This window comes from Pseudomonas sp. LBUM1651, assembly GCF_059716135.1.
The window spans coordinates 5,830,668-5,845,244 of record NZ_CP166805.1 but is presented as its reverse complement, the minus strand read 5'-3'; the positions used below and the strand labels follow the sequence as shown (position 1 = coordinate 5,845,244).

Genomic DNA, 14,577 nt, shown 5'->3' with positions numbered 1-14,577 from the left:
TCCGTTGGGGAGTCGGATGGTATCGCAGCCTTCCCGGTCGGCCAAGTCGCCTGTTGGGTAAGAAAACACTATAGACGATGGGAATATTCGCTCTTTCACGGGTTTTTCAAACGTTCGGCGAGCGAAGTCGCCAGTTGCGCGGTCAGCCCGTAGACCGACAGTTGCGGGTTTGCGCCAATGCTGGTGGGGAACAGCGAGCCGTCGTGGATCGACAGGTTGCTGAGTTGATGATGCCGGCCAAGGCTGTCGGTCACGGCGTTTTTCGGGTCTTCACCCATGGCACAACCGCCCATCACATGGGCACTGCCCAAGCGAGTGCGATACAGCTCAAGGCTCAACCCGTCGATCAGCGTGCGTGCTTCGGCCAGGGTTTTCACGTAGCGCGCGTCGGCGTGCATCGGCATGACGGCGTTGGCGCCACCGGCGAACTGGATCTCGGCCATGCTGTGGAACGCGCGGCGCAAACCGTCCCAGGCGTAGGCTGAAACCTGGTAGTCGAGCACCGGCGTGTTGTCAGCGCGCAACTCGACGCTGCCACCGGGGCTGTCCGGGTGAAAACCATCGCGCAGTAACGCCAGCATGGCGTGGGTGTGGGGCAGGTTTTCCATGTGCTGCGCGTTTTCCTTGCCGAAACCGCCGAGCAGGGTGGCCGCCAGCGCCGGGTGCAGCGGTGGCACTTCGAGTTTGTAAGCCATCTTGCCGGTCGTGCCGTCCTGCCATTGGAAGTGGTCGGAGTAGATCGACTGCGGCGCGCCATAGAACGGGTTGATCACCTCGTCGAACAGCCCGGCGGACATGTTGACCAGATGCAGGAAGGTCCGTTTGCCCAGCCGCTTGTGCGGGTCTGGCGCGTCCGAGCGCAACAGCAGCGCGGGGCTGTTGATTCCACCGCCGGCCAGCACGTAATGCCGCGCCTTGACCGTGATCGTCTTGCCCGTGGGGGCGACGCAACGGTCGTCCATCGCCACGCACTGCAGGCCTGTGACCTTGCCGTCCTTGATCACCAGTTTTTCCGCGCGGGCCAGGTAAATCAGTTCGCCACCCTTTTCCAGGGTCGCCGGAATCGTCGTGACCATCATCGATTGCTTGGCGTTGGTCGGGCAGCCCATGCCGCAATAACCGAGGTTCCAGCAGCCACGTACGTTGCGCGGGATGACGTGCCAGGTGTAACCGAGCTTCTCGCAGCCCTTGCGGATCACGTCGTTGTTGGCGTTGGGCGGAACCATCCACGGCGCGACGCCGAGACGCTGTTCCATTTTCTCGAACCATGGCGCCATCTCCGCCGGGCTGTGGCCTTTGACGTCGTGCTCCCAGGCCCAGTGTTCGAGTGTCGGGTCCGGGGTACGAAAGCTCGACGTCCAGTTGATCAGCGTGGTGCCGCCCACCGCCCGGCCTTGAAGGATGGTAATCGCGCCGTCCTTGCTCATGCGGCCGATGCCTTCCTGATAGAGGCTGGTGTAGGCCTGGTCTTCGAGCATCTTGAAGTCGTTGCTGGTCTTGAGCGGGCCTTCTTCGATCAGCAACACCTTGTAGCCGGCGGCGCTGAGGATTTCGGCCGTCGTCCCGCCACCGGCGCCGCTGCCGATGATCGCCACGTCCGCTTCCAGGGTCAGGTCCCCGGTCAGTTGCGAGCCGTTGTAGGTTTTCCAGCCGCGGGCGATGCCTTCGCGGAACGGATCGGGTACGGGCATGTTCGGGTTCTCTTATTGTTTTTTGGTGAGGTGGCTGGCGTTTCGTCGGAGCGCTAACCCTGGAGCGAGCTTGCTCGCGAAGAACCTGAGGGCGGCGCGGTTCATCCAGAAAGTACGCGTCATCGTTAACGTCCATCGCGAGCAAGCTCGCTCCTACAGGTTTAGCATTGCTACGTGCGCCACGGTTTCAAACGGCAGGCGGCCCGGGATACCCGCAATGCGCCCACGATTCAGCCCGGCTGTACCACGCCATCATCACCAGTTGCAGCAACGAGCTGTGCCCCATGCGCAACAGGCTCAACGAGCTGTTTTCCCAGCGATCAAGAAAATGCCGGATTTCTTCGGCGCTGGCGTTTTCCCAACTGCCCCAGATCCCGGTCAGCGGCCCACGAGTCACGGCCATCCCCAGCACATCGAATAATTGCCGGGTCAGCTTGAGCATTTCCGGCGACAGGTGATTCAGGCCGTTATCCAGGCAGTGCAAGGTCTGGTCGACCGCCATCGGCATCTTCCCGGCGACCACCGCGCCATCGAGCATCACCGGAATCAGCGCCCGCAAAAACAGCAGATCTTCGCTGCGCAACATCGCGAAACCGTTGGCCGGGATGCTCGACGAACAACCGCTGAGGCTCGCACCCAGTCCAGCCGTGGCCAGAAAAGCACTCGCGCCGAGGCTGAATTTAAGCAGGCCGCGCCGTGACAGCGCGGGTGTATCGGACAGGCCTGGGCTCATTATTGTTATTACCCGATGGATTTGATCGTTAGCGGATAAACAGTTTCTGGATCAATTTCTGGATGGATTTACCGTACGGCGGGTAGATCAGCTTCGCCGCGTTGAAACGCTGTTTGATCAGCACACCTTTGGCTTTGCTGAAGGTCAGGAAGCCTTCGTGGCCGTGGTAATGACCCATGCCCGAGGCGCCGATGCCGCCGAACGGCATGTCGTCCTGGGCAACATGCAGCAACGTGTCGTTCAGGCACACGCCCCCGGAATGGGTCTCGTGCAGGACGCGGTTTTGTTCGCGCTTGTCGTAGCCGAAGTAATACAGCGCCAACGGACGAGGTCGCTGGTTGATGTAGGCAAACGCTTCATCCAGATCCTTGTACGGAACGATCGGCAGCAAAGGGCCGAAGATTTCGTCCTGCATCACCATCATGTCGTCAGTCACGTTGAGCAGCAGGCTATGGCTCATGCGGCGCCCCTGACCCAGGTCGAACAACGGGATCAGCAGCGCGCCTTTGCTGGTGGCATCGCTGATGTAGCCATTGAGCCGGGCCAGTTGTCGGTCATTGATGATCGCGGTGTAGTCCGGGTTGTCAGCCAGGGTCGGATAAAATCCACGAACCGCCTGACGATAGGCTTCGATGAAAGAGCCTACGCGGTCTTCCGGCACCAGCACGTAGTCCGGGGCCACGCAGGTTTGTCCGGCGTTGAGCGTCTTGCCGAAGGCGATGCGTTCGGCGGCATCTTTCAATGGCACATCGCGGGAAACGATAGCCGGGGATTTTCCGCCCAGTTCCAGCGTCACCGGAGTCAGGTTCTCGGCCGCTGCGCGCATCACATGTTTGCCGATGCTGGTGGCGCCGGTGAACAGCAAGTGATCGAAACGCAGGCGGGAAAACGCCACGCCGATATCGGCCTCGCCGAGCACTACGCACACCAGGTCTTCGGGAAAGATCCGGCCCAGCAATTCCTTGAGCAGCAAGCCGGTGGCGGGGGTCGATTCGCTGAGTTTGAGCATCACCCGGTTGCCCGCCGACAAGGCGCCCACCAAAGGTCCGATGGCCAGGTACAGCGGGTAGTTCCAGGGCACGATCACCCCGACCACGCCCAGCGGCTGATAAACGACTTTGGCCGAGGCGGGCTGAAAGGCAACGCCGACTTTACGCCGTGAAGGCTTCATCCAGCCTTTTAGGTGCTGACTGGCGTAGTGAATACCGTGCAGGCTCGGCATCAGTTCGGCGAGCAGGGTTTCATCGGCACTGCGGTGGCTGAAGTCCTGGCTGATGGCGTCGATCAGCGCCTGGCGTTCAGTGCTCAACACATCCCGCAAGGCTTTGAGCCATTGCTGGCGCTGCGCCGCGGGGGGCATCGGGTTGGCGGCATAGGCTGCGCGCTGGGCGTCGAACAGGGTTTGGAGTTCTTCCAGTGGCTGCTGCAGATTCTGAAGGTAGGCAATTTCAGCAGTCATGGTCATCTCCGGATTTATTATTGTGAAGAGCTTTTTAGAGTCTATGCTCTATAAAGTCAAATGCCACCCTGGCGCCGCGTTGTTTTATCCTCGGGCGGATAGGTCGTAAGATGCCCGTCAACGCCCTCTGAATTAAAGCTCAAGCCATGGCCCCACGGATCAAAACCAGCGAGCGCATCGTGCAGAACAGCCTGGAGCTGTTCAATCAGCAGGGCGAGCGCAGCATCAGCACCAACCACATCGCTGCCCACATGGAAATTTCCCCGGGCAACCTGTACTACCACTTCCCTAACAAGCAGGCGATCATCGCCGTGTTGTTCAGTGAGTACGAAAGCCTGGTGGACAGCTTCCTGCGCCCGCCCCAGGGGCGCGCCGCGACGGTGGAGGACAAGCGTTACTACCTCCAGGAGTTGCTGGCAGCCATGTGGCGCTACCGGTTTTTGCACCGCGACCTCGAACACTTGCTCGACAGCGATCCGGAACTGGCCGCCCGTTACCGGCGTTTTTCCCAGCGCTGCGTGATCCAGGGCACGGCGATCTACAAAGGGTTCGTCGAGGCCGGCATCCTGGAGATGGATCGGGTGCAGATCGAATCCCTGACCCTCAATGCCTGGATCATCCTGACCTCCTGGGTGCGTTTCCTGTGCACCACGCGGGAGAACTCCAATCACCTGAGCGAACAGGCGATCAAGCGTGGGGTGTACCAGGTGCTGGTGCTGGAAGCCGGGTTTGTCACGGATCAATCCCGCGATGAGGTCAACGCCTTGTTCGAGGAGTTTTACGTGCCGTTGGCGCAAGCCCTGGAAGAAGTACAGTAGGATCAGACATCGCCTAATCACTGGAGCCCGTTATGCCCATTGCGCAATTGATCAGCCCGCAAGCACTGGACCTGAAAAAGGAGCAGCCGGGGCTGGTGATTCTGGATTGTCGTTTTGCCCTCGAAGACCCGGATTACGGCCAGCGCAGCTATGCCGAAGGGCATATCGCCGGGTCGAGTTTTGCCGATCTTGAGCGCGACTTGAGCGGGGCAGTGGTCAAAGGGGTGACCGGGCGTCATCCGTTGCCCGAGCCTGAAGCGTTGATCGAGCGTTTGCAGGCCTGGGGCATCAACGCCGACAGCGAAGTGGTTTTGTATGACGACGGTCCGGGCGCCTACGCGGCGCGGGCCTGGTGGTTGCTGGCCTGGCTGGGCAAGCGTGACGGCGTGTTCATTCTCGATGGCGGACTCAAAGCCTGGCACGCGGCGGGTTTGCCCCTGAGTCTCGATGCTCCCGGTGTTGAACGTGGCACCTTTACCGGGAAGCCGGACAATGCGCTGATCCTGAGCGCCGAACAGCTTCAGCAACGTCTCGGCCAACTCGCGCTGACCCTGCTCGATGCCCGGGCCTTGCCGCGTTTCAAGGGCGAAGTGGAACCCATCGACCCGATTGCCGGACACATTCCCGGCGCGCAATGCGCGGCGTTCACCGACAACCTGGGAAGCGACGGGCATTTCCTGCCGGCCGATCAGCTCAAGCAGCGGTTTGCCGCGAAACTGGGCAATCGTTCGCCGACTGATCTGGTGGCGTACTGCGGCTCCGGCGTGACGGCGTGCCATAACCTGTTCGCCTTGTGCCTCGCGGGTTATCCGTTGGGGGCGTTGTATGCCGGCTCCTGGAGCGAGTGGATCAACGACCCCGCGCGCGGCGTCGCCAAAGGCGAGTAAACACAAAGTCCCTGTAGGAGCCGGCTTGCTGGCGATAGGAGCAACGCGGTCAGTCAGGCAGACCGCATTGTTCCTATCGCCAGCAAGCCGGCTCCTACAATAGTGCTCTGCGATACGCCCCCGGCCCAACCCCGTAAACCTGCTTGAACTGCCGATTCAGGTGGCTCTGGTCGGCAAACCCCAATTGCGTGGCCACTTCCAGCGGCAAACATCCACTCTGCAATAACCCTCGTGCCCGGGCGATGCGTTGCTGTATCAGCCAGGTGTGCGGTGGCATGCCCGTGGCGCGGCGGAATACCCGGGCGAAGTGGAACGGGGACAGGTTCACCGCTGCCGCGAGTTCTTCCAGCGACGGCGGCGCCGTCAATTGCGCCTGCAGCAGTTCCTTGGCCAGGGTCACCGCCCGGTGTTCCTTGCCGGGTTTACCGGCGTCCGGGACGGCGGCGTGACGTTGCAGCAACGACAGCATCATTTCCCGCCAGGCGGTCTGCTGTTGCAGGGCGGTTGACGGTGTTTCGAGCAGCCGATGCAGTTGGCAGAAACCCTTCACGAGATCGGGGTCGCGATACAGCGTGGCGCCAAACGCGGGCAAGGTGTGGGTCGGCAGTTCCAGCTCGGTCAGCAGCGAGAGAATCTGCCCACTGTCGGGATAAAACGCCCGGTACAGCCAACCGTCTTCCGTGCCCTTGTGGCCGGTGTGCAATTCATTCGGGTTGATCAACACCAGCGTGCCGCTGCCCGCCAAGTGTTCGGCGCCGCGATAGCGATAACGCTGAGCGCCGGCCATGATCATGCCGATCACGTAACCGTCATGCACATGGGGGGCAAAACGGTGTTCGATGTAGCGCGCGGACAACAACTCGACCCCGGCCAACGGCGCCGTTTGCCAGAAACGGATCGACTCGCCCTGATCGGTATCCATCGGTTTACCCGCGACCCACGGCGGCCAGCCACTGCGGGATGCGCCGTTCCAGGTAGTAACCCGGTTGCCGGAACGTGCCATCGACGAAGCCGACATGCCCGCCCTTGGCTTGCAGCTCGAACTGGATGCTGGCGGACAATTCCTCGGCTTGCGGCAGGCTGTGAGGAAACACAAACGGGTCGTCGGCAGCCTGGATGATCAGCGTCGGCGTACGAATTTCCCCAAGGAAATAGCGGCTTGAGGCACGGCGATAGTAATCCTGTGCATCGGTGAAACCATGCAGCGGCGCGGTGATCCGGCCATCGAAATCCCAGAAGGTGCGCATGTTTTCCAGCGAGCCCAGGGCGGCCAGCTTCGCCAGGCCATCCTCGCGCCCGTCATGCTGGAACTGCCGTTGCTTGTTCTTGATGTAGGCGACCATCTCACGCATGAAGTGCGCCTGATATACCTTCGAGAAACCCTGGCCGATACGGTCGGCGCACTGATCGAGCCGAAACGGCACCGACACCGCCACGGCGCCGAGCACGCCACTGTCACTGCCGGTCTCGCCCAAGTGTTTGAGCAAAACGTTGCCGCCGAGGGAATAACCGACCGCGTACAGCGGCGCGAGCGGTCGTTTGGCCCGCAGGTGTTTGATGGCTTCGGCGAGGTCTTCACTGGCACCAGAATGGTAGCTGCGCGGCAACAGATTCGGTTCGCCCGAACAGCCGCGCCAGTTCAGTGCAACGCTGGCCCAGCCCTGGGCGCCCAGCGCCTTCTGCACGCCGGCCACGTAAGGTGAATTGGAAGAACCGGTCAGGCCGTGCAACACCAGCACCAGCGGCGTATCGGCGCTGTGCGGACCGTGCCAGTCCAGGTCAAGAAAGTCGCCATCCTCGAGCCACACGCGTTCGCGCTCGCGTTCGATGTGCTTGGTTTTGCGCCACAGCGGTCCCCACAAGGTTTGCAAGTGCGGGTTGCCAAGGCCGAAGGCAGGGGTGAAGCGTTCTGGCGGAAAAGACACGATGGCTCTCGATGCAGCGGTGCGCAACCTGTGCGCACCTTTTCAGGCCGGTCGGTTAACCGGCGATCTCTGCCATACGTTGCCACAACGAGTAGTAGACGCGCCCGGATTTCTGCTCGCGGTGCAGGCGCCAGTTGGCCGGCAAACCGAGTGTCGAGGGTGCGGTTTCGCTTTCGGTGTACACCCAGGCGTCGTTCGCCAGCCACTGGCGCTCTTCGAGCAGGGTGCAGACGGCTGGCAACAGGTTCTGGTTGAACGGCGGATCGAGGAACACCAGGTCGTAGGCGACCGCTGGCTGGGTTTCCAGGTAGCGCAGGGCATCGGCCGTCTGAATCTGGCCGGTGGTGCAACGCAGGGTGCCCAGATGTTCCTTGATGCTTGAGACCGCGATGTTGCTGGCGTCCAGCGCCTGGCCCATCGCCGCGCCACGGGACAGCGCCTCGAGGAACAACGCGCCGCTGCCGGCGAACGGGTCAAAGACCTTGGCCCCGGCCACATACGGTGCGAGCCAGTTGAACAAGGTTTCACGCACTCGGTCTGGCGTGGGGCGCAGGCCCGGTGCATCGGGGAAGCTCAGCTTTCGGCTGCCCCATTCACCGCCGATGATACGAAGTTGGTTCACGCCGTTGTGCACGTTGTGAACAGGTTTTTTAGGACGAGTGGCCATTAATGCTCCGGAACCCCGAGCGGCTGCTCGGCAGGTTTATCAGTAGGGGCCGGTAACGGCTTTTGCGGCACGGTCGGGCCAGCGCTGACGATGACCATTTTGTCCGTGCTCAGGTGTTTGTTCAGTGCGGTTTTGACTTGCTCGACGGTCAGGCTCTGGGACTGCTGCATGAAGTCCTCCAGATAGCTCAACGGCAGGTTGTAGAAACCCATCGCGCCGAGCTGGCCGACGATGTCCGCGTTGCTGGCGGTGGACAGCGGGAAGCTGCCGGCCAGTTCGCGCTTGGCATCATCGAGTTCTTTCTCGGTCGGTCCGGTTTTAAGGTAGTCGGCGAGTACGTCCTGCACCAGTTTCAGCGTGCCTTCACTCATCTCGGCACGGGTTTGCAGGTTGATCATGAACGGGCCGCGCGCCTGCATCGGGGTAAAGCCCGAATACACGCCGTACGTCAGGCCGCGCTTCTCGCGCACTTCGCTCATCAAACGGGTGCCGAAGCCACCGCCGCCGAGGATCTGGTTGCCCATGGACAGGGCGGCGTAATCCGGATCGTCACGGTCGATGCCCAGTTGAGCGAGCATCAGGTTGGTCTGCTTGGAGGGGAACTCGATGTGGCCGATGCTGGCTTTCGGCTCGACCGGTTGCGGCAGTTTTGCCAGCGCAGGGCCTTTTGGCAGCGCGCTGGAGACTTGCGCAGCAATCGCCTCGGCCTCGGCACGAGAAAGGTCGCCCACCAGAGCAATCACCACGTTGCCCGCGGCGTAGGCTTTCTCATGGAAAGCCTTCAACTGGGCCAGGGTAATCGCTGGAACGGTTTTCGCCGTGCCATCGCTGGAATGCGCATACGGGTGGTCGCCGTACAAGCGGTTCATCAGCTCGATGCTGGCCAGTTTGCCGGGGTTCTGTTTCTGGTATTCGAAGCCCGCGAGCATCTGGTTCTTGATGCGCGCAAACGAATCGGCGGGGAAGGTCGGTTTGCCGACGACTTCAGAGAACAGTTTCAGCGCGGGCTCGCGTTTGTCCGCGGCGCTGAGACTGCGCAACGAGGCCAATGCCATGTCCTTGAACGCGCCGTTGCCGAAGTCGGCACCCAGGCCTTCGAAGCCCTGGGCAATGGCGCCGACATCTTTGCCGGCCACACCTTCGTTGAGCATCGCGTTGGTCAGCACGGCCAGTCCCGGCGCATCGCCGTCCTGGCTGCTGCCCGCGGCGAAGATCAGGCGCATATCAAACATCGGCAACTCGCGGGCCTCGACGAACAGTACCTTGGCGCCTTCGGGCGTGTTCCAGGTCTGCACGTCCAGCGTGCGGCGACTCGGCGCCTTGCCGTCGAGTTCGGCCAGCGATTGCAGCTTCTGGCTGGACTTGGCCTTGTCGAGGGCTTCGCTGGCGTTGGACTCGTCGGTCTTCAGGAAATAGAACGCAGCAGATCCGATCAGCGCGACAGCGATCAGACCGATCAAGGCCAGGCGTGGTTTTTTACGCTCACTCATGAGTCGTCTCCAGTGGCAGGACATGGGCGACGCTGAGACGTTCGCGGGTGAAATACAGCTTGGCGGCTTTCTGGATGTCTTCTGGCGTGACGCTTTCCAGTTCGGCCAATTCGGTGTCCATCAGTTTCCACGACAGGCCGACGGTTTCCAGTTGGCCGATGGCGGTCGCCTGGCTGGTGATCGAATCACGCTCGTAAACCAGGCCGGCAATCACCTGGGCCCGCACGCGCTCCAGCTCTTCAGCCGATGGCGCGGTGGTTTTCAGCTGTTCGAGCAGCTTCCACAGACCAGCTTCGACCTGAGCCATGGTTTTGTTTTTCTGGATGTTCGGCGTTGCCGAAAGCGTGAACAGGCTGTCGCCGCGGGTGTAGGCGTCGTAGCTCGACGAACCGCCGGACACCAGCTCTTCGCCGCGCTCCAGTTGCGTCGGGATGCGTCCGCTGTAGCCGCCGTCGAGCAGGGCCGAGATCAGGCGCAAGGCGTTGACCGAACGTTTGTCTTCGGCGGTGGCGATGCTCGGCACGTTGAAGGCCAGCATCAGGCTCGGCAATTGCGTCTGCACATGCAGGGTGATTTGCCGTTCGCCGGGTTCGGCCAGTTCCATCGGGATTTTCGCCGGCGGCACTTCACGCTTGGCGATCGGACCGAAGTAGCGCTGGGCCAGGGTTTTGACCTCGTCCGGGGTCACGTCGCCGACTACCACCAGCGTGGCGTTGTTCGGCACGTACCAGGATTGGTACCAGTGGCGCAGCTCTTCGACTTTCATGCGGTCCAGGTCCGCCATCCAGCCGATGGTCGGCGTGTGATAGCCGCTGGCCGGGTAAGCCATGGCCTTGAAGCGTTCGTAGGCCTTGGACATCGGCTTGTCGTCGGTGCGCAATCGACGTTCTTCTTTAATAACCTCGATCTCGCGGGCAAATTCGTCGGCCGGCAGGCGCAGGCTGGCCATGCGGTCCGCTTCGAGCTCGAAGGCTACGCCCAGACGGTCGCGGGCCAGCACTTGATAGTAGGCAGTGAAGTCGTCGCTGGTGAAGGCGTTCTCTTCTGCGCCGAGGTCGCGCAGGATCAGCGAGGCTTCGCCGGGGCCGACTTTCTCGCTGCCCTTGAACATCATGTGTTCCAGCGCGTGGGACAAACCGGTCTGCCCCGGTGTCTCGTAGCTGGAGCCGACCTTGTACCAGACCTGGGAAACCACCACCGGCGCACGATGGTCTTCACGCACGACGACCTTCAGGCCATTGTCGAGGGTGAATTCGTGGGTGGGTTGCGGGTCGGCAGCGAGGGCTGAAAGTGGCAGACAAACTGTGCTGAGCAGCAGGCCTGCAGCGCGGCGGGCTAGAGCATTCATTCGTTTTTTAAACCTGTTGAGCTGCCCGCTTGGTCTTAGCGTCGGCGGGCGAGAGGGTGCTAGGATACTGATCCGTTTTACTGGCGGCCACGCCTATCAGGCCATTGCGTTTGATCAGGTTGTATGGGTTTGCGGCAGAAGGCTACGTTTTATCAGCTAAACTCCACCTTTTCGCCGATTTTGCCGCATCAGTCCTTCGTGAAATCGTTTTTGTAAGGCGCCATTTGCACCTCTACAAAATGTTGCGCGTGAACAAGCTGGGTCAATCGCAGTCTGTTCTGCATCGAATATTTACTTGCCGAGGCGCCCTTTGGCGCGTCGCTACCGTGAGATAGCCGTCCTCCATGTTTGGTTCCAACGACGACAAGAAAGCCCCAGCTGCGGCTGGCGAGAAGAAAAGCCTGTTCGGATGGCTGCGCAAAAAGCCGCAGGAAACCGTCGTCGAACAGCCACAGCCACTCCCTGAGCCAGCCCCGGCGCCTGTCATAGAAGAAGAGCTGGCGCCGATTGTCCTGCCAAATGCCGAGCCGGTGCTGCAACCGGTGGTTGAGGCGCAAGCTGAAGTCGTGGCCGAACAGCCGCTGACACCAGCCGCCGAGCCGTGGCTGACATTGCCGGTGGCGGAAGAACCGGTGGCTTTGGTCGAAGACGAATTGGCGCCGCACATTACCCCGCCGATTCCAGCGCCTACTGCGTTCGCGCCTGAGCCGATTCAGGCACCGGTGGTTGAACCGATTGTTGTGCCGGTTACTGTGCCCGAGCCTGCGCCGGTTGTTCCAGAGCCGGTGGTTCCTGCATTCGTTGCTCCGGCCGTTCCGGTTGCTCCTGTTGTTCAAGCGCCAGAGCCTGCGCCGGTCGTCGCTCCCGTTGCCGCCGCACCCGTCGTGCCAGTCGAAACACCCGCAGAGCCTGCGCGTACCGAAGAAACCAAGGCCGGTTTCTTCGCCCGCCTCAAGCAAGGCCTGTCCAAGACCAGCGCCAGCATCGGCGAAGGCATGGCCAGCCTGTTTCTCGGCAAGAAGATCATCGATGACGAGCTGCTCGAAGACATCGAAACCCGTTTGCTGACGGCTGACGTCGGCGTCGAAGCGACTTCGGTGATCATCCAGCGCCTGACCCAAAAGGTTGCGCGTAAAGAGCTGGCGGATGTCGACGCTCTCTACAAATCCCTGCAGTCTGAACTTGCAGCGATGCTCAAACCCGTCGAGCAACCGCTGAAAATCACCTCGCAGAACAAGCCGTTCGTGATTCTGGTCGTCGGCGTCAACGGCGCCGGCAAGACCACCACCATCGGTAAACTGGCGAAAAAACTGCAACTCGAAGGCAAGAAAGTCATGCTCGCGGCCGGTGACACCTTCCGTGCGGCAGCGGTTGAGCAATTGCAGGTCTGGGGTGAGCGCAACAAGATCCCGGTCATCGCCCAGCACACCGGCGCTGACTCGGCTTCGGTTATCTTCGACGCCGTGCAGGCCGCCAAGGCCCGTGGCATCGATGTGTTGATCGCCGACACCGCCGGTCGTCTGCACACCAAAGACAACCTGATGGAAGAGTTGAAGAAGGTTCGCCGGGTCATCGGCAAGCTCGACGCCGACGCGCCGCACGAAGTGCTGCTGGTGCTCGATGCCGGCACCGGTCAGAACGCGATCAACCAGGCCAAGCAATTCAACCAGACCGTCGAACTGACGGGCCTGGCGCTGACCAAGCTCGACGGCACCGCCAAGGGCGGGGTGATTTTCGCCCTGGCCAAGCAGTTTGGCCTGCCGATTCGCTACATCGGCGTCGGTGAAGGCATCGATGACTTGCGTACTTTTGAAGCAGAACCCTTTGTCCAGGCACTTTTTGCCGAGCGGGAGCGTTCATGATTCGTTTCGAACAGGTCGGTAAACGCTATCCGAACGGTCACGTCGGCTTGCATGAGCTGAGCTTTCGGGTCCGTCGGGGCGAATTCTTGTTTGTGACCGGCCATTCCGGCGCCGGTAAAAGCACTTTGTTGCGGCTGCTGCTGGCAATGGAGCGTCCGACTACCGGCAAATTGCTGCTGGCCGGCCAGGACCTCGCCACCATCAGCAACGCGCAGATTCCCTACCTGCGCCGGCAGATCGGCGTGGTGTTCCAGAACCACCAGTTGCTGTTCGATCGCACGGTGTTCAATAACATCGCGCTGCCGTTGCAGATTCTTGGTTTGTCCAAAGCCGAGATCGCCAAGCGTGTGGATTCGGCCCTGGAACGCGTGGCGCTGTCGGATAAAACCGATTTATACCCCGGCGACCTGTCCACCGGTCAGCAACAGCGGGTCGGCATTGCCCGCGCCATCGTTCACCGTCCGGCGTTGCTGCTGGCGGATGAGCCGACCGGTAACCTCGATCCGCGTCTTGCCGCCGAGATCATGGGCGTGTTCGAAGACATCAATCGTCTGGGCACCAGCGTGCTGATCGCCAGCCACGACCTGGCCCTTATCGCTCGCATGCGTCATCGCATGCTGACCCTGCAACGCGGCCGACTGATCGGCGATGGGGAGGCCGGCGTATGAGTGCGACACGCAGCCCCAAGGTTTCCGAGCGCGTGGCGCCGAAAGCCGCCGATCCGCAGCCACAGAAGAAAAAACGCGATGATGACGACGGCCCGGACTTCGCTACGCTGTTCCGCGCCTGGGTCGAAAGCCATCGCGCCAGTCTGCTGGACAGTTTGCGTCGCCTGGGCAAGCAGCCCATCGGCAGTTTCTTCACCTGCATGGTGATGGCCGTTGCGCTGAGCTTGCCGATGGGCCTGTCACTTTTGCTAAGTAACGTCGAGCGTCTCGGCGGCTCCTGGCAGCGTGCGGCGCAGATTTCCCTGTATCTGCAACTTGAGGCCAGTCCGGCTGAAGGCGAGTCGTTGCGCGATCAGATCAAAGGCATTCCAGGCGTCGCTGACGCTGAATATGTCGGCCGGGATCAAGCACTGGAAGAGTTTCAGCAGCAGTCCGGCCTGGGCGAGGCGCTGAAAGAATTGCCGGAAAACCCGTTGCCAGGCGTGGTGCTGGTGACGCCGAACGAAGTCGACAAGTCCGCGCTTGAAGCATTACGACAAAAACTTTCCGAGCTGCCGAAGGTACAACAGGCACAACTTGATCTAGTCTGGGTCGAGCGTCTGGCAGCCATCCTCAAGCTGGGTGACCGTTTTGTCTTCGGTCTGACCGTGCTTCTGGTTTCTGCATTACTTTTGGTGATAGGCAATACCATTCGTCTTCATATTGAAAACCGCCGCACAGAGATAGAAGTGATTAAACTCGTGGGCGGCACTGACAGCTATGTGCGCAGGCCCTTTCTGTATATGGGCGCGCTGTATGGTTTCGGTGCGGGGATACTTTCCTGGGGCGTATTGGCGTTCGGCCTGAACTGGCTGAACGACGCGGTGGTCGGGCTGGCCGGTTTGTACGGCAGTGATTTCGCACTGGCCGGCGTGCCGGTTGCCGACGGTCTGTCGCTCTTGCTTGGCGCGGTGCTGTTGGGGTATATCGGTGCATGGATAGCAGTCGCACGCCACCTGAGGGAGCTTGCGCCTAAGTAGTATCATTTTG

Annotated in this window: 13 protein-coding genes; 5 read left to right on the top strand and 8 right to left on the bottom strand. The window is 61.2% G+C overall.

The window, feature by feature from the left end; translation table 11 throughout:
* Window positions 1-95 precede the first annotated feature (95 nt).
* From ACA066_RS27410 to ACA066_RS27400, 3 genes are all read right to left on the bottom strand, one after another.
* Window positions 96-1,691 (bottom strand): GMC family oxidoreductase, encoded by a 1,596-nt coding sequence (locus tag ACA066_RS27410; RefSeq protein WP_497697359.1) that lies wholly within the window; start codon window positions 1,689-1,691, stop codon window positions 96-98.
* A gap of 187 nt (window positions 1,692-1,878) precedes the next feature.
* The gene (locus ACA066_RS27405; RefSeq protein ID WP_497697358.1) at window positions 1,879-2,424 is read right to left on the bottom strand and encodes a twin-arginine translocation pathway signal protein; all 546 of its coding nucleotides are present in this window, start codon (window positions 2,422-2,424) and stop codon (window positions 1,879-1,881) included.
* A 28-nt stretch (window positions 2,425-2,452) separates the two neighbouring features.
* Complete coding sequence (locus ACA066_RS27400) at window positions 2,453-3,901, bottom strand: coniferyl aldehyde dehydrogenase (protein WP_497699969.1); 1,449 nt, start codon at window positions 3,899-3,901, stop codon at window positions 2,453-2,455.
* A gap of 128 nt (window positions 3,902-4,029) precedes the next feature.
* On the opposite strand from ACA066_RS27400, the gene ACA066_RS27395 reads away from it, so the two are divergent.
* Window positions 4,030-4,701: a TetR/AcrR family transcriptional regulator gene (locus tag ACA066_RS27395; RefSeq protein ID WP_497697357.1), complete on the top strand. Its 672-nt coding sequence runs from the start codon at window positions 4,030-4,032 to the stop codon at window positions 4,699-4,701.
* Window positions 4,702-4,733: 32 nt separating this feature from the next.
* On the top strand, window positions 4,734-5,588 hold the full coding sequence (locus tag ACA066_RS27390) for a sulfurtransferase (protein WP_497697356.1): 855 nt from the start codon (window positions 4,734-4,736) through the stop codon (window positions 5,586-5,588).
* 94 nt (window positions 5,589-5,682) lie between these two features.
* Here the strand turns inward: ACA066_RS27390 and ACA066_RS27385 are convergent, their stop codons facing one another.
* From ACA066_RS27385 to ACA066_RS27365, 5 genes are read right to left on the bottom strand one after another with little or no spacing between them, the layout of a single operon-like run.
* Entirely contained in the window at window positions 5,683-6,510 is an 828-nt protein-coding gene (locus tag ACA066_RS27385) for an AraC family transcriptional regulator (RefSeq protein WP_497697355.1), read from the bottom strand.
* Between the two features lie 4 nt (window positions 6,511-6,514).
* Complete coding sequence (locus ACA066_RS27380) at window positions 6,515-7,513, bottom strand: hydrolase (RefSeq protein ID WP_497697354.1); 999 nt, start codon at window positions 7,511-7,513, stop codon at window positions 6,515-6,517.
* 55 nt (window positions 7,514-7,568) lie between these two features.
* Window positions 7,569-8,180, bottom strand: coding sequence for a 16S rRNA (guanine(966)-N(2))-methyltransferase RsmD (gene rsmD / locus ACA066_RS27375; protein ID WP_497697353.1), 612 nt, complete (start codon window positions 8,178-8,180; stop codon window positions 7,569-7,571).
* A complete protein-coding gene (locus ACA066_RS27370) occupies window positions 8,180-9,670 on the bottom strand; it encodes a M16 family metallopeptidase (RefSeq protein ID WP_497697352.1) in 1,491 nt (496 codons plus the stop codon). Before ACA066_RS27370 ends, rsmD begins: the two co-directional genes overlap by 1 nt.
* Window positions 9,663-11,018: a M16 family metallopeptidase gene (locus tag ACA066_RS27365; RefSeq protein ID WP_497697351.1), complete on the bottom strand. Its 1,356-nt coding sequence runs from the start codon at window positions 11,016-11,018 to the stop codon at window positions 9,663-9,665. Before ACA066_RS27365 ends, ACA066_RS27370 begins: the two co-directional genes overlap by 8 nt.
* A gap of 344 nt (window positions 11,019-11,362) precedes the next feature.
* Here ACA066_RS27365 and ftsY point away from each other — a divergent pair, with 344 nt between their 5' ends.
* From ftsY to ftsX, 3 genes are read left to right on the top strand one after another with little or no spacing between them, the layout of a single operon-like run.
* Window positions 11,363-12,880: a signal recognition particle-docking protein FtsY gene (gene ftsY / locus ACA066_RS27360; protein ID WP_497697350.1), complete on the top strand. Its 1,518-nt coding sequence runs from the start codon at window positions 11,363-11,365 to the stop codon at window positions 12,878-12,880.
* Entirely contained in the window at window positions 12,877-13,548 is a 672-nt protein-coding gene (ftsE, locus tag ACA066_RS27355) for a cell division ATP-binding protein FtsE (protein WP_401120340.1), read from the top strand. Before ftsY ends, ftsE begins: the two co-directional genes overlap by 4 nt.
* A complete protein-coding gene (ftsX, locus tag ACA066_RS27350; RefSeq protein WP_497697349.1) occupies window positions 13,545-14,567 on the top strand; it encodes a permease-like cell division protein FtsX in 1,023 nt (340 codons plus the stop codon). Before ftsE ends, ftsX begins: the two co-directional genes overlap by 4 nt.
* Window positions 14,568-14,577 lie beyond the last annotated feature (10 nt).

Coding starts and splice junctions, on each gene's coding strand:
- ACA066_RS27390 (WP_497697356.1), top strand. CDS start 4,734: ATGCCCATTGCGCAATTGATCAGCCCGCAAGCACTGGACCTGAAAAAG.
- ACA066_RS27395 (WP_497697357.1), top strand. CDS start 4,030: ATGGCCCCACGGATCAAAACCAGCGAGCGCATCGTGCAGAACAGCCTG.
- rsmD (WP_497697353.1), bottom strand. CDS start 8,180: ATGGCCACTCGTCCTAAAAAACCTGTTCACAACGTGCACAACGGCGTG.
- ftsY (WP_497697350.1), top strand. CDS start 11,363: ATGTTTGGTTCCAACGACGACAAGAAAGCCCCAGCTGCGGCTGGCGAG.
- ftsE (WP_401120340.1), top strand. CDS start 12,877: ATGATTCGTTTCGAACAGGTCGGTAAACGCTATCCGAACGGTCACGTC.
- ACA066_RS27370 (WP_497697352.1), bottom strand. CDS start 9,670: ATGAGTGAGCGTAAAAAACCACGCCTGGCCTTGATCGGTCTGATCGCT.
- ftsX (WP_497697349.1), top strand. CDS start 13,545: ATGAGTGCGACACGCAGCCCCAAGGTTTCCGAGCGCGTGGCGCCGAAA.
- ACA066_RS27365 (WP_497697351.1), bottom strand. CDS start 11,018: ATGAATGCTCTAGCCCGCCGCGCTGCAGGCCTGCTGCTCAGCACAGTT.
- ACA066_RS27405 (WP_497697358.1), bottom strand. CDS start 2,424: ATGAGCCCAGGCCTGTCCGATACACCCGCGCTGTCACGGCGCGGCCTG.
- ACA066_RS27385 (WP_497697355.1), bottom strand. CDS start 6,510: ATGGATACCGATCAGGGCGAGTCGATCCGTTTCTGGCAAACGGCGCCG.
- ACA066_RS27410 (WP_497697359.1), bottom strand. CDS start 1,691: ATGCCCGTACCCGATCCGTTCCGCGAAGGCATCGCCCGCGGCTGGAAA.